General features: G+C 28.9%; 33 protein-coding genes, 5 tRNA genes and 1 pseudogene. 17 read left to right on the plus strand and 22 right to left on the minus strand.

What is annotated here, in order from left to right:
• Nucleotides 1-38: 38 nt before the first annotated feature.
• Together rsxC and BCB68_RS05145 are read left to right on the plus strand one after the other, a co-directional pair.
• A complete protein-coding gene (rsxC, locus tag BCB68_RS05140; RefSeq protein WP_094079808.1) occupies nucleotides 39-1340 on the plus strand; it encodes an electron transport complex subunit RsxC in 1302 nt (433 codons plus the stop codon).
• Nucleotides 1340-2410, plus strand: coding sequence for an RnfABCDGE type electron transport complex subunit D (locus tag BCB68_RS05145; RefSeq protein ID WP_094079809.1), 1071 nt, complete (start codon nucleotides 1340-1342; stop codon nucleotides 2408-2410). The genes rsxC and BCB68_RS05145 overlap by 1 nt, the downstream gene beginning before the upstream one ends.
• 78 nt (nucleotides 2411-2488) lie before the next feature.
• Here BCB68_RS05145 and BCB68_RS05150 read toward each other — a convergent pair whose 3' ends face one another.
• The 3 genes and pseudogenes from BCB68_RS05150 to cobD form a co-directional block, all read right to left on the minus strand.
• Nucleotides 2489-3421: a dihydroorotate oxidase gene (locus BCB68_RS05150; protein ID WP_094079810.1), complete on the minus strand. Its 933-nt coding sequence runs from the start codon at nucleotides 3419-3421 to the stop codon at nucleotides 2489-2491.
• A 21-nt stretch (nucleotides 3422-3442) separates the two neighbouring features.
• The gene (locus tag BCB68_RS05155; RefSeq protein WP_094079811.1) at nucleotides 3443-4480 is read right to left on the minus strand and encodes a tetratricopeptide repeat protein; all 1038 of its coding nucleotides are present in this window, start codon (nucleotides 4478-4480) and stop codon (nucleotides 3443-3445) included.
• Between the two features lie 91 nt (nucleotides 4481-4571).
• Nucleotides 4572-5662, minus strand: a pseudogene (gene cobD, locus BCB68_RS05160) (threonine-phosphate decarboxylase CobD).
• Between the two features lie 225 nt (nucleotides 5663-5887).
• On the opposite strand from cobD, the gene BCB68_RS05165 reads away from it, so the two are divergent.
• The 5 genes from BCB68_RS05165 to BCB68_RS05185 all read left to right on the plus strand — a co-directional run bounded on the left by BCB68_RS05165 (nucleotide 5888) and on the right by BCB68_RS05185 (nucleotide 6341).
• A tRNA-Pro gene (locus BCB68_RS05165) sits at nucleotides 5888-5964 on the plus strand.
• A 6-nt stretch (nucleotides 5965-5970) separates the two neighbouring features.
• Nucleotides 5971-6046: transfer RNA gene (locus tag BCB68_RS05170), tRNA-Gly, on the plus strand.
• Between the two features lie 38 nt (nucleotides 6047-6084).
• Nucleotides 6085-6160 (plus strand) — tRNA-His (locus tag BCB68_RS05175).
• Between the two features lie 6 nt (nucleotides 6161-6166).
• A tRNA-Lys gene (locus tag BCB68_RS05180) sits at nucleotides 6167-6242 on the plus strand.
• A gap of 15 nt (nucleotides 6243-6257) precedes the next feature.
• A tRNA-Leu gene (locus BCB68_RS05185) sits at nucleotides 6258-6341 on the plus strand.
• Nucleotides 6342-6365: 24 nt separating this feature from the next.
• On the opposite strand, the gene BCB68_RS05190 is transcribed toward BCB68_RS05185, so the two are convergent.
• From BCB68_RS05190 to BCB68_RS05250, 17 genes are all read right to left on the minus strand, one after another.
• Nucleotides 6366-7721 carry a recombinase family protein gene (locus BCB68_RS05190; protein WP_094079812.1) on the minus strand — a complete coding sequence of 452 codons (1356 nt, stop codon included), beginning with the start codon at nucleotides 7719-7721 and terminating at the stop codon, nucleotides 6366-6368.
• A 74-nt stretch (nucleotides 7722-7795) separates the two neighbouring features.
• A complete protein-coding gene (locus tag BCB68_RS05195; protein ID WP_094079813.1) occupies nucleotides 7796-7987 on the minus strand; it encodes a hypothetical protein in 192 nt (63 codons plus the stop codon).
• Nucleotides 7984-8226, minus strand: a complete 243-nt coding sequence (locus tag BCB68_RS05200; protein WP_094079814.1) for a hypothetical protein — start codon at nucleotides 8224-8226, stop codon at nucleotides 7984-7986. Before BCB68_RS05200 ends, BCB68_RS05195 begins: the two co-directional genes overlap by 4 nt.
• Nucleotides 8223-8633 (minus strand): YopX family protein, encoded by a 411-nt coding sequence (locus tag BCB68_RS05205; RefSeq protein WP_094079815.1) that lies wholly within the window; start codon nucleotides 8631-8633, stop codon nucleotides 8223-8225. The genes BCB68_RS05200 and BCB68_RS05205 overlap by 4 nt, the downstream gene beginning before the upstream one ends.
• Nucleotides 8634-8672: 39 nt before the next feature.
• Complete coding sequence (locus BCB68_RS05210; RefSeq protein WP_094079816.1) at nucleotides 8673-9179, minus strand: siphovirus Gp157 family protein; 507 nt, start codon at nucleotides 9177-9179, stop codon at nucleotides 8673-8675.
• Between the two features lie 37 nt (nucleotides 9180-9216).
• Nucleotides 9217-9597: a single-stranded DNA-binding protein gene (locus tag BCB68_RS05215; protein ID WP_094079817.1), complete on the minus strand. Its 381-nt coding sequence runs from the start codon at nucleotides 9595-9597 to the stop codon at nucleotides 9217-9219.
• Between the two features lies 1 nt (nucleotide 9598).
• Complete coding sequence (locus BCB68_RS05220; protein WP_094079818.1) at nucleotides 9599-10186, minus strand: ERF family protein; 588 nt, start codon at nucleotides 10184-10186, stop codon at nucleotides 9599-9601.
• Between the two features lie 4 nt (nucleotides 10187-10190).
• On the minus strand, nucleotides 10191-10457 hold the full coding sequence (locus BCB68_RS05225) for a hypothetical protein (protein ID WP_094079819.1): 267 nt from the start codon (nucleotides 10455-10457) through the stop codon (nucleotides 10191-10193).
• A complete protein-coding gene (locus BCB68_RS05230) occupies nucleotides 10458-11195 on the minus strand; it encodes a hypothetical protein (RefSeq protein WP_094079820.1) in 738 nt (245 codons plus the stop codon).
• 9 nt (nucleotides 11196-11204) lie between these two features.
• Nucleotides 11205-11402 carry a hypothetical protein gene (locus BCB68_RS05235; protein WP_094079821.1) on the minus strand — a complete coding sequence of 66 codons (198 nt, stop codon included), beginning with the start codon at nucleotides 11400-11402 and terminating at the stop codon, nucleotides 11205-11207.
• An 8-nt stretch (nucleotides 11403-11410) separates the two neighbouring features.
• On the minus strand, nucleotides 11411-11560 hold the full coding sequence (locus BCB68_RS10495; protein ID WP_157697349.1) for a hypothetical protein: 150 nt from the start codon (nucleotides 11558-11560) through the stop codon (nucleotides 11411-11413).
• Complete coding sequence (locus BCB68_RS10500) at nucleotides 11557-11760, minus strand: hypothetical protein (protein WP_172826462.1); 204 nt, start codon at nucleotides 11758-11760, stop codon at nucleotides 11557-11559. The genes BCB68_RS10495 and BCB68_RS10500 overlap by 4 nt, the downstream gene beginning before the upstream one ends.
• Nucleotides 11696-11830, minus strand: coding sequence for a hypothetical protein (locus BCB68_RS10965; protein ID WP_257789801.1), 135 nt, complete (start codon nucleotides 11828-11830; stop codon nucleotides 11696-11698). The genes BCB68_RS10500 and BCB68_RS10965 overlap by 65 nt, the downstream gene beginning before the upstream one ends.
• On the minus strand, nucleotides 11827-12408 hold the full coding sequence (locus BCB68_RS05240; RefSeq protein WP_094079822.1) for a hypothetical protein: 582 nt from the start codon (nucleotides 12406-12408) through the stop codon (nucleotides 11827-11829). Before BCB68_RS05240 ends, BCB68_RS10965 begins: the two co-directional genes overlap by 4 nt.
• A gap of 272 nt (nucleotides 12409-12680) precedes the next feature.
• Nucleotides 12681-12872, minus strand: a complete 192-nt coding sequence (locus BCB68_RS05245) for a hypothetical protein (RefSeq protein ID WP_094079823.1) — start codon at nucleotides 12870-12872, stop codon at nucleotides 12681-12683.
• 197 nt (nucleotides 12873-13069) lie between these two features.
• Complete coding sequence (locus BCB68_RS10505; RefSeq protein WP_157697351.1) at nucleotides 13070-13243, minus strand: hypothetical protein; 174 nt, start codon at nucleotides 13241-13243, stop codon at nucleotides 13070-13072.
• 1 nt (nucleotide 13244) lies between these two features.
• Nucleotides 13245-13568 (minus strand): hypothetical protein, encoded by a 324-nt coding sequence (locus tag BCB68_RS05250; RefSeq protein ID WP_094079824.1) that lies wholly within the window; start codon nucleotides 13566-13568, stop codon nucleotides 13245-13247.
• Nucleotides 13569-13803: 235 nt separating this feature from the next.
• Here BCB68_RS05250 and BCB68_RS05255 point away from each other — a divergent pair, with 235 nt between their 5' ends.
• From BCB68_RS05255 to BCB68_RS05275, 5 genes are all read left to right on the plus strand, one after another.
• Entirely contained in the window at nucleotides 13804-14262 is a 459-nt protein-coding gene (locus BCB68_RS05255; RefSeq protein ID WP_094079825.1) for a helix-turn-helix domain-containing protein, read from the plus strand.
• Nucleotides 14263-14271: 9 nt separating this feature from the next.
• Complete coding sequence (locus tag BCB68_RS05260) at nucleotides 14272-14697, plus strand: ImmA/IrrE family metallo-endopeptidase (RefSeq protein ID WP_094079826.1); 426 nt, start codon at nucleotides 14272-14274, stop codon at nucleotides 14695-14697.
• Between the two features lie 150 nt (nucleotides 14698-14847).
• On the plus strand, nucleotides 14848-15378 hold the full coding sequence (locus BCB68_RS05265) for a helix-turn-helix domain-containing protein (RefSeq protein ID WP_094079827.1): 531 nt from the start codon (nucleotides 14848-14850) through the stop codon (nucleotides 15376-15378).
• Between the two features lies 1 nt (nucleotide 15379).
• Nucleotides 15380-16195: a hypothetical protein gene (locus BCB68_RS05270; protein WP_094079828.1), complete on the plus strand. Its 816-nt coding sequence runs from the start codon at nucleotides 15380-15382 to the stop codon at nucleotides 16193-16195.
• Nucleotides 16196-16335: 140 nt separating this feature from the next.
• Nucleotides 16336-16569 carry a helix-turn-helix domain-containing protein gene (locus BCB68_RS05275; protein ID WP_094079829.1) on the plus strand — a complete coding sequence of 78 codons (234 nt, stop codon included), beginning with the start codon at nucleotides 16336-16338 and terminating at the stop codon, nucleotides 16567-16569.
• Nucleotides 16570-16756: 187 nt separating this feature from the next.
• On the opposite strand, the gene BCB68_RS05280 is transcribed toward BCB68_RS05275, so the two are convergent.
• On the minus strand, nucleotides 16757-16993 hold the full coding sequence (locus BCB68_RS05280) for a hypothetical protein (RefSeq protein ID WP_094079830.1): 237 nt from the start codon (nucleotides 16991-16993) through the stop codon (nucleotides 16757-16759).
• A gap of 82 nt (nucleotides 16994-17075) precedes the next feature.
• Between BCB68_RS05280 and BCB68_RS10510 the strand changes: the two genes are divergently transcribed.
• The 5 genes from BCB68_RS10510 (at nucleotide 17076) to BCB68_RS05300 (ending at nucleotide 19368) form a co-directional block, all read left to right on the plus strand.
• Nucleotides 17076-17252, plus strand: coding sequence for a hypothetical protein (locus BCB68_RS10510; protein WP_156440367.1), 177 nt, complete (start codon nucleotides 17076-17078; stop codon nucleotides 17250-17252).
• Nucleotides 17253-17492: 240 nt separating this feature from the next.
• The gene (locus tag BCB68_RS05285) at nucleotides 17493-18293 is read left to right on the plus strand and encodes a helix-turn-helix domain-containing protein (RefSeq protein ID WP_094079831.1); all 801 of its coding nucleotides are present in this window, start codon (nucleotides 17493-17495) and stop codon (nucleotides 18291-18293) included.
• On the plus strand, nucleotides 18208-18963 hold the full coding sequence (locus BCB68_RS05290; RefSeq protein ID WP_094079832.1) for an ATP-binding protein: 756 nt from the start codon (nucleotides 18208-18210) through the stop codon (nucleotides 18961-18963). Before BCB68_RS05285 ends, BCB68_RS05290 begins: the two co-directional genes overlap by 86 nt.
• Nucleotides 18964-18971: 8 nt before the next feature.
• Nucleotides 18972-19163 (plus strand): hypothetical protein, encoded by a 192-nt coding sequence (locus BCB68_RS05295; protein WP_094079833.1) that lies wholly within the window; start codon nucleotides 18972-18974, stop codon nucleotides 19161-19163.
• 4 nt (nucleotides 19164-19167) lie between these two features.
• On the plus strand, nucleotides 19168-19368 hold the full coding sequence (locus BCB68_RS05300) for a hypothetical protein (RefSeq protein ID WP_094079834.1): 201 nt from the start codon (nucleotides 19168-19170) through the stop codon (nucleotides 19366-19368).
• On the opposite strand, the gene BCB68_RS05305 is transcribed toward BCB68_RS05300, so the two are convergent.
• Complete coding sequence (locus BCB68_RS05305; protein WP_094079835.1) at nucleotides 19318-19704, minus strand: DUF2513 domain-containing protein; 387 nt, start codon at nucleotides 19702-19704, stop codon at nucleotides 19318-19320. The two genes, BCB68_RS05300 and BCB68_RS05305, sit on opposite strands and share 51 nt — an antisense overlap.
• Nucleotides 19705-19712: the final 8 nt, after the last annotated feature.

Raw genomic sequence — 19712 nt, forward strand, 5'->3', positions numbered from 1 at the left:
TAAATTTAAATTATAAAAAAGAAAAAAATGGAGAGAAAATGAGTAAAGATATAATGAAAATTGAGTCAATGAAAAATATGACAAAAGTTTTGGAAATAGAAAAATTGCAAGATCCAAAAATTTTTCATATTTATTTGGCACAGCATATCGGACAAATTTCAAAAGAAACAGTAAAAGTTGGAGATTTTGTAAAAAGATATGAAAAAATTGGGGAAATGCAAGGAAATATTTCTTCACCTGTTCACTCGCCTGTGTCTGGTCAAGTTATTGATATAAAAGAAATGATTTTGCCAAATAAAAAAATGGCTAAAACTATTGTTATAAAAAATGATTTTAAAAATGAAGAAATTGGAAAAGAAAAAAGAGAAATTTCAGAGTTAGAAAATTATAAAAAAGAAGAAATTATTGAAATTATTAAAAATAGTGGAATTGTTGGAGAAGGTGGAGCGCAGTTTCCAACTTACGTCAAATATGACATAAAAAATAAAAAAGTTAAAACTTTTATTATAAACGGCGCAGAATGTGAGCCTTACTTGACTTCGGATTACTCCGTTATTAAAAGTTTTGCAAATGAATTAATAAAGGGTATAAAAATTGTAAAATATCTCATCAATCCTAAAAATATCGTGATTGGGATTGAAAAAGAAAATCTGGAATTGAAGCAAATTTTAAAAAAAGCGATTTTGGAAGAAAAGATAAAGATTAAAATAAAAATACTTCCAACTTCATATCCACAAGGGAGCGAATTACAACTTATTGCATCAGTTACTGGGAAAAAAATAAAAAAAGGAGAGCTTCCCATAAATAAAGGCGTTGTGGTAAGCAACGTAAGCACCGTAAAATCAGTTTACGATGCCTTTTTCAAAGGAGCTCCGCTAGTTGAAAGAATTGTCACTGTTTCAGGGGAAAATCTAGAAAAAATTGGAAATTATTTGATAAAAATAGGAACACCGCTTGAGTACATAATTAAAATATTGGAGCCGAATGAAAACTCAAAAATCATTTTTGGCGGACCTATGATGGGGCAGGAAATATTTGATAAGTCAACGGCAACTATAAAGGGAACCTCAGGAATTTTGTTTTTAAAAAATGAAGGAGAAATTGAGAGAAACAACTGTATTTCATGTGGATATTGTGTTGAAGTCTGTCCGATGAATTTAATGCCTTTTGAATTCGCTGAATTTTACGAAAAAAAAGAATATAAAATGATGGCAAAAGCTAATATAATGAATTGTATTGAGTGCGGTGCCTGCGAATATGCGTGTCCATCGAGGGTACCTTTGATTGAGAGTATAAAAAATGGAAAAGAAAATTTAATGAAAATGGAGGTAAATAAATAATGGAGTTAAAAAATAGTTACACGCCTTATATAAGAACAAGAGATGATATAAAAGCTGTAATGTTTGACGTAATTTTAGCTCTTACACCGGCAATATTACTCTCACTTTTAGTTTATGGATTATCTTCATTTTTAATCATCGTAATTTGCGTTTTGTCAGCAGTTTTGACAGAAATTGTTTTTTCAAAAATATTTTTTAACGAAATAACTAGCATAAAAAATTTGTCAGCTATAGTTACGGGAATTTTACTGGCATTTATATTGGCACCATACACTCCAATTTATGTAGCTGCATTTGGCGCTGCAATGGCGATAATTTTCGGAAAATTAATTTTCGGCGGAATTGGAAAAAATAGATTAAATCCCGCTGTTGTAGGAAGAGAGTTTATGACGGTATTTTTTCCGCTTGTTATGACTTCACCTGCGATATGGTCTGGAAATTCACTAAATATTTCAGAATTAAAAATATTTTCTTTTATAAATAACAACGATTTTACAAATTATTTGGATAAAATGCTGCTAAATCCAACGGGTGCGTTGGGAGAAGCCTCAGTTTTAGCACTTATTGTGGGGGGAATTTATTTACTTATAAAAAATAGAATTTCTTGGCACATTCCAGTAGCTTTATTCTCTACAGTTTTTATAGTTTCACTTTTTATAAAAGAGATTGAAATTTCAATGGGAGGTCTTATGCTCACAGGAATTTTTATGGCGACAGATATGCCTACAAGTCCAACATATTCTTTTGGGAAATTTTATTACGGAATGATGATGGGACTGACAATGGCTATATTTTGGAAACTTGGTATTCAGTTTGAAACATTGTCATATTCAATAATTGTTTTAAATATCTTTTCAAAAATGATTAACAAAGTTTTTAGACCTGTAGTTTTTGGTTACAAATTAAATTTAATAAAAAAAATATTTGAAGTTTTAAAAATTTCAGTATTAATATTACTTTTTGATGTGTTATGGGCGTTTTTACATAGATTTGAGTTAATTCCTTACATCGTGTTTATTTATATTTTTGTAATATCTATAAAACTTATCGCTTCAAAAAAAATAAAATAATATAACTAAAAGGATTGAATTCTACAAAAATCAATCCTTTTTTTAAAATTTTTATATGTCTGACAGTTCTTTTTCTTTTTATAAATATTTTAGTTTTCCTTTAAATTCTTCGATACTTTTGTATCCTTTTTTTTCCATAATTTCTTTTAATTCACTTGTAATTCTTGAAAATGCACTTACTCCTTCTTTATGTAAAGTTGTCCCAATTTGAACCATACTTGCACCACATAGAATATGTTCAAATGCATCTCTTCCTGATAAAATTCCCCCAGTTCCAATAATCTGAATACTTGGCTTTAATCTTTGATAAAAAGCATGAACATTTGCAAGAGCGGTTGGTTTTACATATTCTCCACCAATTCCTCCAAATCCATTTTTAGGTTTTATAACCACCTTCTCATCTTCGATTATAATTCCATTTCCAATGCTGTTCACACAGTTTACAAAAGATAGTGGAAATTTGTTAAAAACAGCTGCTGCTTGGTCAAAATGAACTAAATCAAAATATGGCGGCAATTTTATTCCAAGTGGCTTCTTAAAATATGAAAAAATGTCTGTCAATAGTTTTTCAGTTGTTTCCAAATCGTAAGCTATCTGCGGTTTTCCTGGCACATTTGGACACGACAGGTTAAGTTCTGTTATTCCGTCAAAATTACTTTCTTGCACTTTTCTTAACAATGTGTGAGTGTCATTTTGCGACATTCCCACAAGTGAAAAGAAAAAGGTTCTTTTGGGATGAGTTTTCTTTAATTCTAATAAATAGTCAAGGTAGTAGTCAAATCCCAAATTAGGAAGACCCATTGAATTAATACTTCCCAACCTTGTGTCATGGTATCGAGGTTCTGGATTTCCCTCTCTTGGTTCTAGAGTCGCTGTCTTTGTAACAAATGTTCCAGCTGCAGAATTTAATATTTTCGTCAGTTCATCTTTGTCATAGCACAAAACTCCTGCCGCATTCATAATGCAGTTGTCAAATTCAAAATTCGCAATTTTTGTCTTTGTAGAAGTCATAAATTTAATATCCTTTCTTTTTTATTGAATGTGAAGCGCTAATTTATAGTATTCAATAGCATTTTTAAATTGATTCGCTGATTCATATAATTTTGCCACTTCGATAATATTTTCATTTTCACACAGATATTTGTTTTCTTTGAAACATTCTTCAGCAATGTCAAATTTCCCAAGTGAAACACAGCTTTTACCGTAATTGAATTTTAATTTTTCTTTATCAATTCTGTCCATATAAAATGTAGGTTTTTCTTTTAGATGGGATGTTGCATTAAAAAAGTTATTGTAGTTTGAAAATGCAAGTCCATAATTTTTTTCTTGCGTAAAAATATCTCCCAATTTTACAAATGCATCTAAATTATTTTTGTCGGCAAGTAGCGATAAATAATGTTTTCTTAATGTTAAATTATCTTTGTAGTAGTCAACTAATTTTTTTTGTGCTTTTTTATCATCATATTCATCAGCTGCAATTTTCCAATTGTTTTCAGCTAGAGTCAGTTCATTTTTTTCTTCATATAAGTTTCCTAAATAATAATAAGCTTTTGCGTTGTCTTTCGCAGCACTGAAATATTGCTGTGCCAGGTCAATTTGTCCTAAATCCTTGTAAATTTTGGCAAGTAAAACTTGCGCTTGCTGATCCTGTTCCTGATCCGCTGCAATTTTTAAATTTTCTGTCGCCAAATTATTTTTTTTGTATTCATAATAAAGTTTTCCCAAATTGTAATGCGCTTTTTTATTCCCATTTCCAATTGCTAATTTAAAATAATATTCTGCGAGTTCAAAATTCGCTTTTTTTCTATAAACTTCACCCAGTTTATTTTGAAACTCAAAATCTCCTCCATCAGCAAGAGGTTTTAAATATTTTTCTGCAATGTTAGTTCTATCATCTTTTAAGAATATGTCAAAAAGCAATAAAAATGCTTCTCTATTCCCAGATTTTGTCGCCTTTTTTAAATATTTTTCAGCTAAAACAAAATCCCCTTTTTCAAAGTATCTTTTTCCTTCTTCAAAAAAACGTCCCAAATCATTATTATCTAAATTTTCCAAATTAATCCCTTCCATAATCATCACCTATTTTAATTTATATTAAAATAATTATAACAAAAAAAAGTGAGAATATCAACAGATTGAGTGATGAAATATTAAATTATATTTATTTTTTTTCAAAAGAAAAAATCAATGATAATTTCTCCAAAATAAAATCATTATTTCTTCTATCTTTTATTGCAAGTCTAAAAAAATTTTTATTCAAAAAAATAAAATTTGAAGCATCTCTAATTAAAATTCCATGTTCCAGCATCTTTTCCTGTAATTTTTTTGAGTTCATTCCTTTTTTTATTTTTGCTAGAATAAAGTTTACTTCTGTTTCAAAAACTTCAAGTTCTTTAATTTTTGATAATTGTTCAAACATATATTTTTTTTCCAACTGTATCCAATTTTCTGTTTTTTTTATATATTCTAAATCATCAATTACGTAAGTTCCAGCAATTTCAGCAAGGCTGTTGACGCTCCACGGCTCTTTTTTAGCGTTTACTTTAAAAATGTCTTCTTTGTCAAAAAAAATTCCATATCCAAGTCTTAATCCAGGTATTGCAAAAAATTTCGTAAATGCTCGGATTATAAATAAATTTTTTTTATCAATTTTTGTCTGTGCAATTGTTTTTTCCTTCCAATTTTCAACAAATTCAATAAATGCTTCATCCACAAGAAGTTTTGTATTTTTTTGTTACACTTTTCCAAAATTTTTTCCATTTCATCTCTTTGTAAAAATTTTCCCGTCGGATTATTTGGATTACAAATTATAACCAAATCATAATTTTTTTCCATTTCCATCTCAAATTTTTTTTGATTAAATTTAAAATTTTCCTTTTCTTCAAGTTTAAAATATTGAATCGCAACATCATCTTTCAAACTTTTTACCGCTCTTTCATATTCTCCAAAAGTTGGTGCCGCAATCAAAACTTTTTTTGGATTTAAAACTTTTGTAATTAAAAATATAATTTCTGTTGCCCCATTTCCCAAAATTATATTTTCTAAATGAACGCCATTTTTTTTTGCAATTTTTTTTCTCAGCTCAAAATAGTCGGGGTCAGGATATTTTTCCAGAGTCTCCAAATTTTCTAAAATAACTTTTTTTAAGTTTTCTGATATCCCAAATGGATTGATATTTGAACTGTAATCTAGTATGTTTTTAATTTTTCTTTCTCTAAAAATTTTATAAATATTTCCACCATGAAAATCCATATCTCCTCCTTATTATAAAAAAGTATATCAAAATTTTGATTTTTTATCCATAAAAGTAAAAATAATTTTTTAGTGCTCTTAAACTCTTTTATTTTAAGAGGTTTTTTAAAAATTAAGAAAAACACAAAAAAAATTTAAAAAAAGTGTTGACAAAAAAGAATAATTATGATATTATATTTCTTGTCCAATAGGTATTAAGAAAATAAAAAACTTATTACTTAGGAGCGGTGTATAGCGCAGTTCGGTAGCGCACCTGCCTTGGGAGCAGGGGGTCGTAGGTTCAAATCCTACTACACCGACCACTAATTGCGGGAGTAGCTCAGTTGGTAGAGCGTCAGCCTTCCAAGCTGAATGTCGCGAGTTCGACCCTCGTCTCCCGCTCCATTTTATTTGAAAATTAAAATAAAACTTTCATATATATGGTGATCGTAGTTCAGTTGGTAGAGCGCCAGTTTGTGGCACTGGTTGTCGCGGGTTCAAGTCCCGTCGATCACCCCATGATATGAGCCATTAGCTCAGTCGGTAGAGCACTTGACTTTTAATCAAGGTGTCACTGGTTCGATCCCAGTATGGCTCACCATTTAAAAAAATTTTTGCGAGAGTGGCGAAATTGGCATACGCACTAGACTTAGGATCTAGCGTCTTTGACATGTGGGTTCGAGTCCCACCTTTCGCACCATAAAAGCCCACACGAAATAGTGGATTAGTTTAGTAATATCAGCACTTCTAAAGGTTGATATTTTTTTATTTTTACCTTTTTTATCAACATTCTGAACATCAAAAATAAATTATACCTGTCTGTTTCGTCCATATTTTCAAGCACTTCTTTTAAAATTTTTATATTGTCCATTTTTTCTTCGCTTATTGTCTTGTCTTTTATTATTCTATCAATATCATTTAAGGAATCTTCAAATATTCGTTTTCTATTTTTGAGTTCCTCAAGTTTATCATTTAATTCAAATTCATTTATCAATTCTTTTGCAAATAATTCTAAATATTTAGTTCTTTCTTTATCTATTTTTTTAATTTGTTTATCTATATTCTCTCTATCTTTTGTATATTTTTCTAAATTAGGTTTTTCATTCAAAAACTCTAATTCTTTTAAGTTTAATAATTTATGTATTATAAACTTTTCAGCCTTATTCATAGATATTGCTTTTTTACATTTGTCACATCTATAATTAACACCATTTTTGAACATTTTACCGCCACAGGTACACTCTAATATACCTGTGAATAAAAACTTTCCTTCTTTACGTATTACACGTTGTTTAAATAACATTTGACGTTGTACTTCCCTAAAAACTTCTTCACTTATTAATGCTTTGTGATTTCCTTTAAATATCGTTATTTTTTTGTTTATTTTCACTTCTCCAGTATTAATATTATTTTCTTTTCTTCCGTACATCAGATTTCCAATATAAAATTCATTTTGCAAAATCCATTTGACAGATGAAATGTTTTTGTTGAAAATATTTGCTGTTTCAGATAGACTTTTAGTATTTAAGTATGTGTTAAAAATGCTTATAACATCTTCAGAAGTTTCAGGATCTATTGTAATATTGTTGTGTTCATCTTTTTTATAACCAATCGGAATAGTTCCGCCTTGCCATATTCCGGCTTTGGCTCTAGCCCATTTGTTTGATTTCACTCTCATTGATATTTGCTTTCTTTCGTAATCTGCCAATACAGCGAATATTTGAAAGAACAGCATACCAGTAGGGGTTGTTGTATTTATTTCAGACTGTGAAATGGATACAAATTTTATATTGCTTTTTTGCAGCTCTAAAACAAAATTTAACATAGTTAAAGTTATACGAGAGATACGGGAGCTCTCATAAACTACAAGCACATCAAACGATTTCTTTTTGATTTCTTGCTGTAGTTTAAGAAAGCCTTCACGATTATCGTTGCCTCCGCTCTCCACATCCTGTATAACTTCCTTGAGCTTATAACCGCTCATTTTACAAAAATCTTCACATTTTCTTATCTGAAACTCAAGTGAACGCCCCTCTTCCTGAATTTCTGTACTAACTCTTGCATATATAATTGCTTTCATTTACTTTCTCCTTTTGTCCTGTTCTGCTTTAATTTTGTATAATAGTTTTAATACCTCTTCTTTGTTTTTCATCATCATTCCTCCATTTCTGTCATATCAAGGTAATTCGATATGACACAATCTTTCAAAATGTGTTTAGCAGTTTCTTCAAATGTTGAACTGCTAAAACTTTCATCTTCTATTTCTTCTCTACCAATATAAACTTTTGCTATATATCTTATTTCATTTTCAATTTTGATTTTGTGTATTTCAGCATATTTTATCATTGATCCATCCTTTTCCAGTCCTCAACTTCCTCTTCTGTTTTTAGGACTTGGAAACCTGTTTCTATATTATCCCATAACCAAGCTTCGAATTCTTCTTTCAGCTTTTTCTCATCATTTATTATTTCTTCCGCCTCTTTCTCTGTATAGCCGTAATCTTCGACTAAATCTATAACTTCAGCATTTGTAGAGTAGACATTTGCGTTGCTATTCGCATAAAATCCTACCTTGTATTTACTCATTTGTTCTCCTCCAATAATTCAAGATTTTCATAAATATTTCCTAAAATTTCAAAATCATTACTGTCAAATCCACGATTGAAAATATAAATATAATTCTCTCCGTCAATTAAACTAGCAATAAAAGCTCCCTCTTTGAATTTAACAACTGTTTTATACCAAGTTGATATCCCGCCTGGTTTAACTAATACAATATCCCCCTCATAAATTTCTTTGCTGTTTTTGTCTTTTAATCCTGTATATTGCATTAACTCAACATCATCAAAGCTCACTCTTCTTAAAAGATATGCATTAATAAATTCATTCTTTTTTAAACATCGTATAGTTTTATCTGTAAAATCCATTGTTTTGACATTTTCCATTTTCTTGTCTTCTTTAAGCCAAGCTCTGAATTTTATTTCTTTACTCATTTTATCCTCCTTTTTCTCTCAAACATTCCCTCACTTTAATTATTTTACCAATAAACTTTGAGTTGTTTCTAAATGCACTCCTGGAATTTCTACCCCATTTTTAATTTCTTTTTTTATTTCGTTTTTTTCAATTTTTATAGAACTAATATGCGTTATAAATTTTTGCGGAATTAAATTTTCATCTTCAATAATTAGTGATGGCATGTTATTTCTAATTGTGAATGTTCCTGTTGCAGTTTCTATTTTCTTAGTGTCAAGTTTTTGCATCGCTCCAAGGATTAATTCCTTGAACATTTTTTTCTTTTCGTTTGCATATTTTGCTTTTTTAGAATAAAAATCAGCAATTTCTTTGCACTTTTCTTCTTTTGCTTCAAGTTCTTTTAATATCAGCTCTAACTGCTCCGATTTTTCTTCTAAAAGCAATTCTATACTTTCTTTTGTGTCATTTATTGTTTTTTCGTCTAATTCGTTATTTTCGCTGTCTAAAAAATTTGCAATATTATTTATTTCTTTTAACTCGTATTTTATTAAATTTAAATTGCTCATATCTTCCTCCTATTTTGCTCACATTCCCCTTTTTTATTTAAAATGGGAAATCCTCGTCATCATCATTGTCATCACTATCAAATTTAGCGTCATTATCATAGTTTTTATTACTGCTACTTTTATTGTTGCTTTCAACGAATTCAAATCGGCTTACTAAAATATCAGTTGTGTAAATAGTTTGACCATTTTTTTCATAACTTCCTGTTCTAATACTTCCTTGAACTAAAATTCTTTGACCTTTTTTGAAATACTCAGCTATTGTTTTAGCTGTTTTCTCCCAAGCGACACAGTTTATAAAATCAGTTCCTTCTCCGATTCTGTTTACTGCAATGTTAAATCTTATAAATGCTTTACTTCCCGAAGTGTAATTCAATTCAGGGTCTTTCGTCATCCGACCAATCAAAATTGCGTTGTTCATTTTATTTTTCTCCTTTTTCTCTTTTTAATATTCCACGTGCTAAGTTGCTCACTTCTTCATCAGTTAAATCTTTTATTGATTCGGCTTTATTTATTTCCAAAAAATTATCTATTAGTTGGTGATATTTTTGAGTATGTTTTGCTATGTAGTCTTCCATATTTTTTCTTTTTTCCTCATCAGTAGCGGCTTTTTTTGTATGTTGTTTCTTATCTTTGTCAATTGTTGCATTTACTTCATCATCTTCAATGATTTCTAAAGCATTTAAATAGCAATATCTTTTTAAGTATGTGTGTGTCGAGCCTATCATTTGCAAAGCATTTTGTCCTTTCAATGTTATTTCCGCTTTAGGTGATTCAAAAACCACAAGTTCGTCTATTTTTTCAGCATTAATTATAGTTAAAGTTGCCTTTTCTTCTAACAAATCAAATTTTGAAAAAAGTTTTAATTTGTTAAAGAGAGTATTTACTTCTGGTAAAAAATCTTTTAAATCATAATATTTAAAATTAGCAAATTTATTAAATCCACTTTTTTTTAAATTCATCTCTTGTAATTCAATTCTTGCCTGTTGTATTTTTTCGTAAATATTCATATCTTTACCCTTTCATTTCTTTCAATTTTTTTATTAAATTATTTAATTTTTCAACACAATCGTCTTTGTCTAAATATAAATAACTTTCATTTAATTTTTTTCTTCCTTCTCCATTTTCTCTCCAGTATTCCCAACCTTTTTCGTAAACTTTAGCACAAATTTCGTTCGTGTGACCAAAATACTCAACAAAAATTGTATTTTTCTCTTTCGAATTAATCTCGAGAGCTAAATCCATTATTTTCATCACTTTTTCCTTAATTTCTTTTTTCATTTACCCACTAATCCTCTCGTATTTTTTCTTTATTCTTAAAGCTTCTTTTCTGCTATATCCTACCCATTTAATTTCTATTCCAGCCTCTTCGAACTCTAATAAACTTAAAGCTTCTTCTTCGTGATTAATTTCCCCACCTTCTGTTAAGACCTCTAGCATTTCGTTGAATTTATTCTTTGTTTTAGTTATAAAAGTTTTAACATATCTGTTTGTTAGATTTGGGAATCCTATTTTTTCCGCATTTTCTCGAAAAATATTAAAAATTCCATATAAATCTAAAAAATTTAATGTCTCCCTTTCTGTCTCTGGATAAGCACGATTGATAAAACCGCCATATTTTATCCCTAATTTTGCTGATTCCATCATATGTTTTTTTTCAAATCTTTTCACAATTTCGTCGTCATCAAATATTTTAATAAATAATTTTTCTTTATCCGAACCTAAAATCTCATCTAAAATCCTTTTTAAACTCCTACACGCTCTTAGTATGATTTCTTCCAAGTGAAAATCAAACCACAATGTATTTTTCTCTGTCATCTTTTCAACTTTCCCTTCGCCTTTTTTCATCTTATCAAAGTCAATATTCAAGTGAAAATATGCTTTGTAATATCCGCACAGTTTTGCTAATGAATAAATTGCCATTAACTGTACTTCCTTTGCAGAGTCTTTTAAAACTTCTTTTGCAAGTTTTGATTTTTCTTTCTTTTGAAATTTTTTAATTCTTCTCAAACTGCTCATAATTTTCTCCTACTTTCTCAACATTTCTTTAACCATTGAAGGCAAAAGCCAAAACAGCATTCCGCACAACGCTGGAATAAAAGTTTCTCCACCGCCAATCACTCCTAAAAAATACCCTCTTTCTATCGCAGCATATCTATAAGCTGCAATAGTTAATGCGATAGTCAAAATCACTTTTACAGTATTTTTAAATATTCTCTTTTTCATTTTTCCTCCTAAATATATTTTTTCAATTCATTTATCACGTTTTCATAGTATCTAAAACTTTCTACTTGTTTATTGCTATGCTTTGCTTTATCATAAGCCCAAAAGCCAAATTCTTCTGTTTTTAGATTATGCTTTTTAGCTATGCTTCCAACTTTCATTTCGACAATTTTCTTCCTGTTGTATCTTTATATTCACTCAACTCAAAAATGAGTTCAGCTCTTTCAGTTCCTAATTTGCTGATTTCGTCTTTAACATTGCCTCCTGCTATCCAATGCCCTTTGATTTTAATCACTTCAATCTGAATCCAAATTGATGTCAGTATCAAAATCATCCATTTTGTTGCATTCACTGTTGTCATCATTTTCTTCCTCCATTTCCTTAATTTCTTCTTGATCCATTTCTAACTCAAGTTTTTCTCTTATTGTCATAATACCTCCCCCAAAGCTCCAGCATACTCGTCTAACATTGTATTAAGTTCATCTTTTTTTACTTGAAAATCTGTGAAGAATACCGAGCCTTTTGTAAAATGTTTTTTCTGACGGGTATTTAAAAACCCGTTAGGGATTAATAATATATAAGGATTTTCTAGTTTTTTATCTTCATCTGTATTTTTTTCGTTTTCTAGAAATATCACATATAAATTTGCGCTTCCGTTACATCTTGCAGCCCAATACCTTGCATTTGAATTTTCATTTTTACGGCTTTTGAGATAAGAACTGAACTTCACATCTATGGTCATATTTTTGTACATAAAATCATATTTTGGATTATTTTGTTGCCAGTATTTATTGGCGTCAACTGCTTCTGGAACTAGCTTTTGAAAAAGTTCTTCAGCTTTTCCACCAAGCTTTGCACTTTCGCTTCCATATTTTATTTTGTCTTGAATTTTTAATACTCCGCTTGATAGTAGTTTTACATGTGCTACAAGTGCTGGCAATCCGCTTTCTTTGACTGCCTGATGAAAATTACCGCATTCTTTGTATATTTCTACAATATCTCTCTTCATATCTTATCCTTTCTAAAATAATTTTAATTCTTTAATTGTATATTTTACTTTTCCTGTACACAGCGCCTCTTTAACTTCCTTTTCAAAATCATTTAAAAACTTTTTCCGTTTTTTTATTTTATTTTCTATTTATATCAACCCCAAAATTGACTATTAAGAATAAATCTTGCTTCAATCCGTTTTTAAACTTTTCAAATTCTACTCTCTCAATTTCATTTTCTACCGAAAGTATGTCTATCTCTTCTCTTTCAGATTCTTTATAGATAAAGAAATTAGTCTATGTCAATAATTTCTATTTCAGAATTTTCAAAAGTTAATTCAACAATTTCTTTTTTTTCTTCTTCAGTTTCACCGTAGGAGTAAGAAATATTTATATTTTTTACTCCTTCCAAAATTTCTCCGTTTAGTTTTGGAACTAAAACTCCAGCTTTTTTTCTTCTTTCAATTGTTATTTTATTTTTCATAAAAAAATCTCTCCCATCTATATTTTTATTGTCTAAGATAACTAATATCTTATCCAAACTCACTAACTAACGTTAATGAGCTTGGTAAAACATCAATTACTTTTTAAACAATTTCTTAATTCTGTTCACTAACTTTTTGCTGTTTTCTTTTCTCACTTTACTGCTGTTATCATTTACTATTTTTAATGCTTCAAATTTCATCTCTCTACCTCTATCCTATAATTATTTTTCTTTGCTTTTTTTATTACTTCTTTTGTACTTATCTCAAAAACACTTTTCATTCCTAGAGCCTTCAGGAGATATACTCTTAAAGGATAAAAATGTTTTCTTCGGATTATGAATTTATTATCTTTATATAAAGCGAAGTTCATTTTACTTGCTCCCTACTTTCTTCATCTCAAAACGAGTATTTATTGTATATCCACTCTCATACCAGTCAACTCCTCCACCTTCCGTTTTAAATTCAAAGAATTCTGGTTCTTCTTCTTCGAATTCATAACTCTCGAAACATTCTTTTATAACTTTCTGTTCTTCTGAATCCCAGCCGTTCTCTGCAAATTCTTGCAGAGTTTCTTCTAATTGTTCATCAGTAAATTCAATTGTACCTTCGTCGTAATTTTTCACGAAAGTACCGTTTGAAATCTGTCTCTGTATTTCGTCAGAGACAATATCTTTTATTTCTTCTAGTTCTGTCATTTTAATCACTCCTATTGTTATTGTAACTTTAAATAAATTTTGTATCTAAAATTTAGTTACGATTTTTTTCAAAAAAAATTAAAGTTATTTGTATATCCTATTTACAAACATATTGTAACTTATTTTTAGTTACAAGTCAAGTATTTTTTTGAATTTTTTTAAATTTTTTCTAGGAAGTGTGAAAAAATGTGGTAAAATAATAATGTAAATTAATGAACGAAGGGAAGTTGAATCCATGAGTTATCAAATAGAAAAATTTTTGACAGAATTTTTGAATAAGAAAAATATGACTTTAACAGAATTTTCAAAAAAAATGGAAGTTACACATGTTTATGTATCCAACATAAAAAACGGTAAAAAAACAGCTTCCAAGAAATTTGTTGAAAACTTAATAAGGAAATTTCCAGAGTGTGCAAAAAAAGAAGAAGAATTAATAGCTATGTTAGAAAAAGATAAAAAAATTGAAAAATTAAAAAAATTAGAAAAACAAAGAAGGGAAACAATTGGCAAAAGCGAAGAACTTGACAGGATTTCAAGATTAAACAAGAGGGAGAGAGTACAACTAGATGAAGTTATGAATAGTGCAGCCTACTTTTTTAACGATAACAGTGTAAGCGACGAGGATAAGAAAAAATTATACGATAGTTTACAAGAACTTTTTTTTGATGCTAAAATAAAAAATAAGAGAAAATAGAGGATTTATATGAGAAAATGTAGAAATATGAAACTCAGAGTAAAAAATTTGGTAGAGAAATATAATACTAGTAATCCGTATATATTATGTGAAAAACTAAACATCGAAATAAGATACTTTTATTACGAAAGCATAAAAGGTTTTTTTAGACGAATATTAAAAAGAAAATACATTGTTATAAATGAAAAACTGGATGAATATTCGCAGTTAGTTGTACTATGCCACGAATTAGGACATGCGATTTATCACAGTTCAAAAAACAAACTTCTTTTGAAAAATAATTTTCTGTGTTATACTCCAGAGTTAGAAAGCGAAGCAAATGAATTTGCTGTAGAATTGATGAAGTATCAAGAAGAAATTAGTTATGAAGTTGCTAGAAATTGTGATTTAGGATTGCAAGTATTAGAAGAAATGAAAAGATATGTAAAATATTAATATAAAAGCATTGATGAGACTGGCGGAGTTGAAAAGCAGATTTGAGAGATAAAATATTTGTGTTAGTAATTCCTATTATTTTTTTAACAAAATAGGAAAAATATGTTATAATACTACTATAAAGATTGAGTTTTAAAGGAGTTAATAAAAATGAAAATAGGAATTTTTTTTAAGGAATATAGGAAAAAACACAAATATACATTACAACAAATGAGTGAAAAAATAAAATATAGTACAAGCCAAATAAGTTTGGTTGAAAGAACAAACAAAGCGTCAAAAAGATTTATTGAAAATTTTTTAAAAAAGGTTAAATTAACGCAGAACGAGAAAAAAAGACTGGAGAAGGAATTAATACGAATAAAAAAAGCACCTGTTAAAGCTTCTAACAATTTTATTATTGAGAAAGAATTTTTAAAAACGGAAGAAAAAGATACAAGATTTTTAGAAGCATTGGATTATGATTATGTTCGTAGAAATGAAGTAATTTTTGCCATAAAAGATATTATAGAGTACAATAATCTTAAAATGGCGAAAGTTGATATTTTAACAACATGGGATGAAAAAGATAAAAATAAATTAAAAAAAATGATAAAAAAATTAATTGAAAATTATAAAGAACATATAAAAAAATTGGAAAGTTATACAACAGAAGAAGCGGTAATTATTTTAGAGGAGGAATGAAATGTACGAATTAGATGAAATACAAGTTGGTAACAGAATAAAAATGATAGCGGAAATCAACAGAATGTCAGTTACAGAAGTAATGGTGAAAGCAACAGTTACGATGATGGCAACAGTTGTGAAACCCAGATTAAAAGATTATGATGTTTATCTTATGGAAACAGGAAGGATAAAAGGAGTCACAATAAGAAACAAAATAGCAGGAAGAAAACCTTGGAAAGATGGAACACACGGAATTACTGATCATATAAATAATATGTTCGAGGAATATGAGTTGGAAGTTATAAACGAGGATTTTTTTAGCCATACGTTAGAGCTGATAGACAGAACTTTAAAAGCTATATACGACGGAAATCACGGACAAAAAGTCAAAGAAATTTACGATGTTGCTTTATCTCATCCTAATTTTTTATACTCGATGTTGCAAATTGGAGTCAGATTGTTAGGTCAAAGATTGCAAGATAAGAATATAGAACTAAAGAACAAAACTTTGGATCATATATTGCAAGAAATAAAAAAGAAAAGAAATCGAATAGAAGAATTATTCAAATCCGTTAGAACAGCAGAAGATTTAAAACAAGCGTTGATTGTTTATTACGATGAAATAAATGTTTATTTTGATGAGTTTTTGGACAGAGATGTAACCGAGGGAACAAAATGGAAATCAGCTTTAGAAATTGCAGGAGAAAAGGCAATGTTGGATCAGGTTGGAGAAGACAACGTTTTGTATTTTATAGGGCAAATTATATTTAAAATTCAAGAAAGGTTTATGATAAATATTCCGTTAATTCGTCCTGAAGCAATAACGATGAAATAAAAATATTTATTTTGAGAAAAATAATTGTTAAAAATATAAGAAGCTGTAAAGGGCTTCTTTTTTGTTGCTTTTTGTAAAAATTTAAAAAAACACTTGACTTGTAACTAAAAATAAATTACAATATATAGGAGGTGAGAATAATGACAATGAGCGAATATCATAAAAATGTTTATGCAAATATAGAATTTGCAAGGAATCGAAAAGGTTTAAGCAAAGGAGAGTTAGCTAATAAAATTGGAATATCAAAGTCAGCGTTATCTTTTGTTTTGAATAGATTAAAAAACGGAAAAACTATAAATACTAAAACTCTTGAAAAGTGGGCAGTTGCTTTAAATGTACCTTTCTCATTTTTTTTTGAAGTTAAATGTAACTAAAAACAAATTACAGAAAAATATTGAGAGAGGAGGTGTGAGATGTACAGAAAGAGCGGGAGATATAAAAATTATTGCAGAAAAAGAAAAAAACGAAAAGACAATATTCTAAAGTCTGTTATAAAAATATTAAAAGGTATGAACAGAGAAGAAAAGAAAAAACGCACAGAGTTATTTTAATTTTGGTTATTTAGTCAGCCATAAAGTCGTTTAAGATATTATGAAATATTTCTTGGTATGTATCTTCAGGTAATATCTTATTTAGTTGTTTTTTCAAAAAATCTTTATCTTTTAATAATTTTGAAGTTTTGTCATTGAATTCTTTTTCAGAAATTATGTTGTTTTCAAACAGTATTTTTGCAAGTGCAGCAATTTTAATTTCTTGATAAAGATTTTCAATTAATAAATTTGCAATAATTTCGTTCATAGTATACCTCTTTCCACTCTGTGCGATATTAGAAGTATATCATAAAAATTAACAATCCAAAAGAAAAGCAAGGAGGTGTGAGATGAACGAGAAAATAAATTCTTATGATTATAATGACAGAATTGACAAAGTAAGGAAACTTACAAAAGAATTTAGAGAAATTATAGAGAAAAAATTCCCAGAAATAACGGAAATAGATGTTGAATTAATAACCGAAACACTGGGAATTGAATTGAAACATTATTTTAGAAAATTTTGATTACATACCAGGAAACCATTCTTTAGCTTCTTTAAGCATTTTGTAGGCTTTTTTCATAAGAGTAATTGAAGATGAGTTTTATATAATAGGAAAAATGATAGAAAACGAGTTTAAGAGATTAAAAGAACAAAACAAAAAAAGCACTCCTAGGAGTGCTAACAAAAATTTATAAAATACTATATCTTGTGTTAATTATAACATAAATTTGATAAGAACACAAGATGTAGGGAGAGGAAAAAGATGAGGGATATAAGAAAAAAAGGTTGGTTCTGGGTTGAAAATGAACTAATAGATAGAACTGACTTGTCTTTTGAAGTCAAATCAATGTATATGATTTTAGCAAGGTTTGCGGACGCAGAAGGAAAATGCTTTCCGAGCGTTGAGAAATTAGCTGAAATTATAGGAAAAGATAAAAGAACGGTAATAAGATATATGAAAAAGCTGGAAGAAAAAGGATTAATTGAGAAAAAGAGAAGATTCAATCAAACGAACATTTATTATCTAAAAAATGTTGCTCTTAATAGTGACAAAATTGATAATGACAAAAATGATAGTGACATAGTTGTCACTTCCCTAGATGACACAGGTGTCACTTCCGATAGTGACAAAAATGTAAATCTAAAAAAACACAATGAAAAAAACACAATTAAAAATACCCAATATAATATAAAAGAAAAAAGTAAAAAAGAAAAGACAAAAAGTAAAATTGAAGACTTTGTAAACAAACTTGAAAAATCAGACGAATACAAAGCCTTGATTTTAGAATACATAAAATATCGCAAAGAAATAAAAAAAACAATAAAGACAATAGCTCCTATTAACAAATTGTTGAAAGATTTTCCTGATTCCAAACGGCTTTCGGAAGCAATAGAAATCGCTAAAGAAAGGGAATGGACAGGATTAGAGCCTGAATGGGTAGAGAACTATAAAAATACAAAAAACGGAGGAAATAGCAATGCAAAAGGTGTCAGATATAATAAAACAGAGGGTAGAAAGAATAAAGCTGGAGAAAGAAAACCAAACTACGACATTGAGTTTTAGCAGTTTTCCATCATTTTCCGATGTTGACATGGCAGAAAATAAAAGAAAAATGGAAATAAAATATTTTAAAAGATTGTCGAATTTGCCTAAAAAAATTAATAATTGCACTTTTGAAAAAGCAATTGTAAAAAGTGACAAGGAGAAAAAAATAAAAGTCATGCTTGAAAAATACTGCAAAAACTTTGAAATGGCTCTCGAAAATGGAATAGGACTGTATTTTTACGGTGTAAGAGGGACAGGCAAGACTTTTTATAGCTTGTGCATTTATAACGAATTATGCAAGAATTACAGAGTTTACCGCACAAGCTTGATGAACATTTACAAAAGAATAAAAAAAACTTGGAAAATGCAAGATCAGGATGAAGAAGATGTGCTTAATGACTTATTAAAAGCAGACTTGATAATTCTTGATGACTTAGGTAAAGAATATTTAAGTCAAGAGTGGGGAAAAGAAAAACTGTTTGATATATTTAATATGCTTTACGAAAAAGAAAAGTGCTTAATAATCTCAACAACGTTAGATCCTGAGCAGATGTCGGAATATTTAAGCATAAATGGCAGCGATGATGTTCTTGACAGGTTAAAAGAGAACTGCAAAGGTCTAGCATTTAATTGGGAAAGCAGAAGAAAAGAAGTGAAAAAAGAAATTTTTGAAGAAATTTTTGGGTAGGAGGATAAATGGAGAAAATACAAAGTGAAATAAAAAAGCTTGAATCAGAAAACAAAAAGATGAGAACAGCTAACAAGAGAATGCAGAAAACGATAAATGAGAAAACAAAAGCAATTAACGAGAACGGAATTTTGATTGATAAGAATAACAAAAAAATTGAGAGGTTAGCAAGGTTGATAGAGAAAAAGAAAGGGAGATAAGAAAATGGATTTTTTAGATGAAGCAAAAGAGCGGTTTGAAAATTTAAAAAAATTAAGCGGAGAGTTAAGAGATGATGTGATTGAAAAATACCCAGAACTAAGAAAAGACGAAATAAAATACTTAACTCAATTGCTGGGTATGGAATTAGAAATATTATTTTCTAGTAAATTTGCTGCTGATGATAGCCGCAATAACATTTACTGAAATTTCTTTAAATCCATGTAAAGAATTAATTCCTAGCTCTTTCGCAGTGGATTTGGTTTTGTTCCAAATAGTATTGTTTCTAATATCCGCCAAAAAAGAATGACCTGCGGGTGTTAAATCATAGATAGTGGTTTCTTTTAAATTTTCTGATATTAGAATAAAATCCATCATATTACATTGATTGATATGATAGAAAATTTCAATTGAAGAATAGTTTTTTAAAAATTCTAATTCTTCAAAAAAAGTATCTTGGATTCTTGAACGATTAGGAAGTGTAAAACTTCCGTTTTCAACTTGTAAAAGTATATCACGAATACAATCAGGATTCAATCGCATAAAAACAC

It is taken from the genome of Leptotrichia sp. oral taxon 498, assembly GCF_002240055.1.
Lineage (GTDB): Bacteria > Fusobacteriota > Fusobacteriia > Fusobacteriales > Leptotrichiaceae > Leptotrichia > Leptotrichia rugosa.

Bases quoted from the DNA above. Each gene is read 5' to 3' on its own strand.
- BCB68_RS05260 (WP_094079826.1), top strand. From the start codon at position 14,272: ATGAGAAAATGTAGAAATATGAAACTCAGAGTAAAAAATTTGGTAGAG.
- BCB68_RS05255 (WP_094079825.1), top strand. From the start codon at position 13,804: ATGAGTTATCAAATAGAAAAATTTTTGACAGAATTTTTGAATAAGAAA.
- BCB68_RS10965 (WP_257789801.1), bottom strand. From the start codon at position 11,830: ATGACAATAAGAGAAAAACTTGAGTTAGAAATGGATCAAGAAGAAATT.
- BCB68_RS05285 (WP_094079831.1), top strand. From the start codon at position 17,493: ATGAGGGATATAAGAAAAAAAGGTTGGTTCTGGGTTGAAAATGAACTA.
- BCB68_RS05200 (WP_094079814.1), bottom strand. From the start codon at position 8,226: ATGAGTAAATACAAGGTAGGATTTTATGCGAATAGCAACGCAAATGTC.
- BCB68_RS05155 (WP_094079811.1), bottom strand. From the start codon at position 4,480: ATGGAAGGGATTAATTTGGAAAATTTAGATAATAATGATTTGGGACGT.
- BCB68_RS10500 (WP_172826462.1), bottom strand. From the start codon at position 11,760: ATGACAACAGTGAATGCAACAAAATGGATGATTTTGATACTGACATCA.
- BCB68_RS05280 (WP_094079830.1), bottom strand. From the start codon at position 16,993: ATGAACGAAATTATTGCAAATTTATTAATTGAAAATCTTTATCAAGAA.
- BCB68_RS10505 (WP_157697351.1), bottom strand. From the start codon at position 13,243: ATGAACTTCGCTTTATATAAAGATAATAAATTCATAATCCGAAGAAAA.
- BCB68_RS05220 (WP_094079818.1), bottom strand. From the start codon at position 10,186: ATGAATATTTACGAAAAAATACAACAGGCAAGAATTGAATTACAAGAG.
- BCB68_RS05205 (WP_094079815.1), bottom strand. From the start codon at position 8,633: ATGAGTAAAGAAATAAAATTCAGAGCTTGGCTTAAAGAAGACAAGAAA.
- BCB68_RS05190 (WP_094079812.1), bottom strand. From the start codon at position 7,721: ATGAAAGCAATTATATATGCAAGAGTTAGTACAGAAATTCAGGAAGAG.
- BCB68_RS10495 (WP_157697349.1), bottom strand. From the start codon at position 11,560: ATGAAAGTTGGAAGCATAGCTAAAAAGCATAATCTAAAAACAGAAGAA.
- BCB68_RS05215 (WP_094079817.1), bottom strand. From the start codon at position 9,597: ATGAACAACGCAATTTTGATTGGTCGGATGACGAAAGACCCTGAATTG.
- BCB68_RS05265 (WP_094079827.1), top strand. From the start codon at position 14,848: ATGAAAATAGGAATTTTTTTTAAGGAATATAGGAAAAAACACAAATAT.
- BCB68_RS05270 (WP_094079828.1), top strand. From the start codon at position 15,380: ATGTACGAATTAGATGAAATACAAGTTGGTAACAGAATAAAAATGATA.
- BCB68_RS05240 (WP_094079822.1), bottom strand. From the start codon at position 12,408: ATGAAGAGAGATATTGTAGAAATATACAAAGAATGCGGTAATTTTCAT.
- BCB68_RS05230 (WP_094079820.1), bottom strand. From the start codon at position 11,195: ATGAGCAGTTTGAGAAGAATTAAAAAATTTCAAAAGAAAGAAAAATCA.
- BCB68_RS05235 (WP_094079821.1), bottom strand. From the start codon at position 11,402: ATGAAAAAGAGAATATTTAAAAATACTGTAAAAGTGATTTTGACTATC.
- BCB68_RS05145 (WP_094079809.1), top strand. From the start codon at position 1,340: ATGGAGTTAAAAAATAGTTACACGCCTTATATAAGAACAAGAGATGAT.
- BCB68_RS10510 (WP_156440367.1), top strand. From the start codon at position 17,076: ATGAACGAGAAAATAAATTCTTATGATTATAATGACAGAATTGACAAA.
- rsxC (WP_094079808.1), top strand. From the start codon at position 39: ATGAGTAAAGATATAATGAAAATTGAGTCAATGAAAAATATGACAAAA.
- BCB68_RS05150 (WP_094079810.1), bottom strand. From the start codon at position 3,421: ATGACTTCTACAAAGACAAAAATTGCGAATTTTGAATTTGACAACTGC.
- BCB68_RS05225 (WP_094079819.1), bottom strand. From the start codon at position 10,457: ATGAAAAAAGAAATTAAGGAAAAAGTGATGAAAATAATGGATTTAGCT.
- BCB68_RS05295 (WP_094079833.1), top strand. From the start codon at position 18,972: ATGGAGAAAATACAAAGTGAAATAAAAAAGCTTGAATCAGAAAACAAA.
- BCB68_RS05305 (WP_094079835.1), bottom strand. From the start codon at position 19,704: ATGCGATTGAATCCTGATTGTATTCGTGATATACTTTTACAAGTTGAA.
- BCB68_RS05245 (WP_094079823.1), bottom strand. From the start codon at position 12,872: ATGAAAAATAAAATAACAATTGAAAGAAGAAAAAAAGCTGGAGTTTTA.
- BCB68_RS05195 (WP_094079813.1), bottom strand. From the start codon at position 7,987: ATGATAAAATATGCTGAAATACACAAAATCAAAATTGAAAATGAAATA.
- BCB68_RS05210 (WP_094079816.1), bottom strand. From the start codon at position 9,179: ATGAGCAATTTAAATTTAATAAAATACGAGTTAAAAGAAATAAATAAT.
- BCB68_RS05290 (WP_094079832.1), top strand. From the start codon at position 18,208: ATGCAAAAGGTGTCAGATATAATAAAACAGAGGGTAGAAAGAATAAAG.
- BCB68_RS05300 (WP_094079834.1), top strand. From the start codon at position 19,168: ATGGATTTTTTAGATGAAGCAAAAGAGCGGTTTGAAAATTTAAAAAAA.
- BCB68_RS05250 (WP_094079824.1), bottom strand. From the start codon at position 13,568: ATGACAGAACTAGAAGAAATAAAAGATATTGTCTCTGACGAAATACAG.
- BCB68_RS05275 (WP_094079829.1), top strand. From the start codon at position 16,336: ATGACAATGAGCGAATATCATAAAAATGTTTATGCAAATATAGAATTT.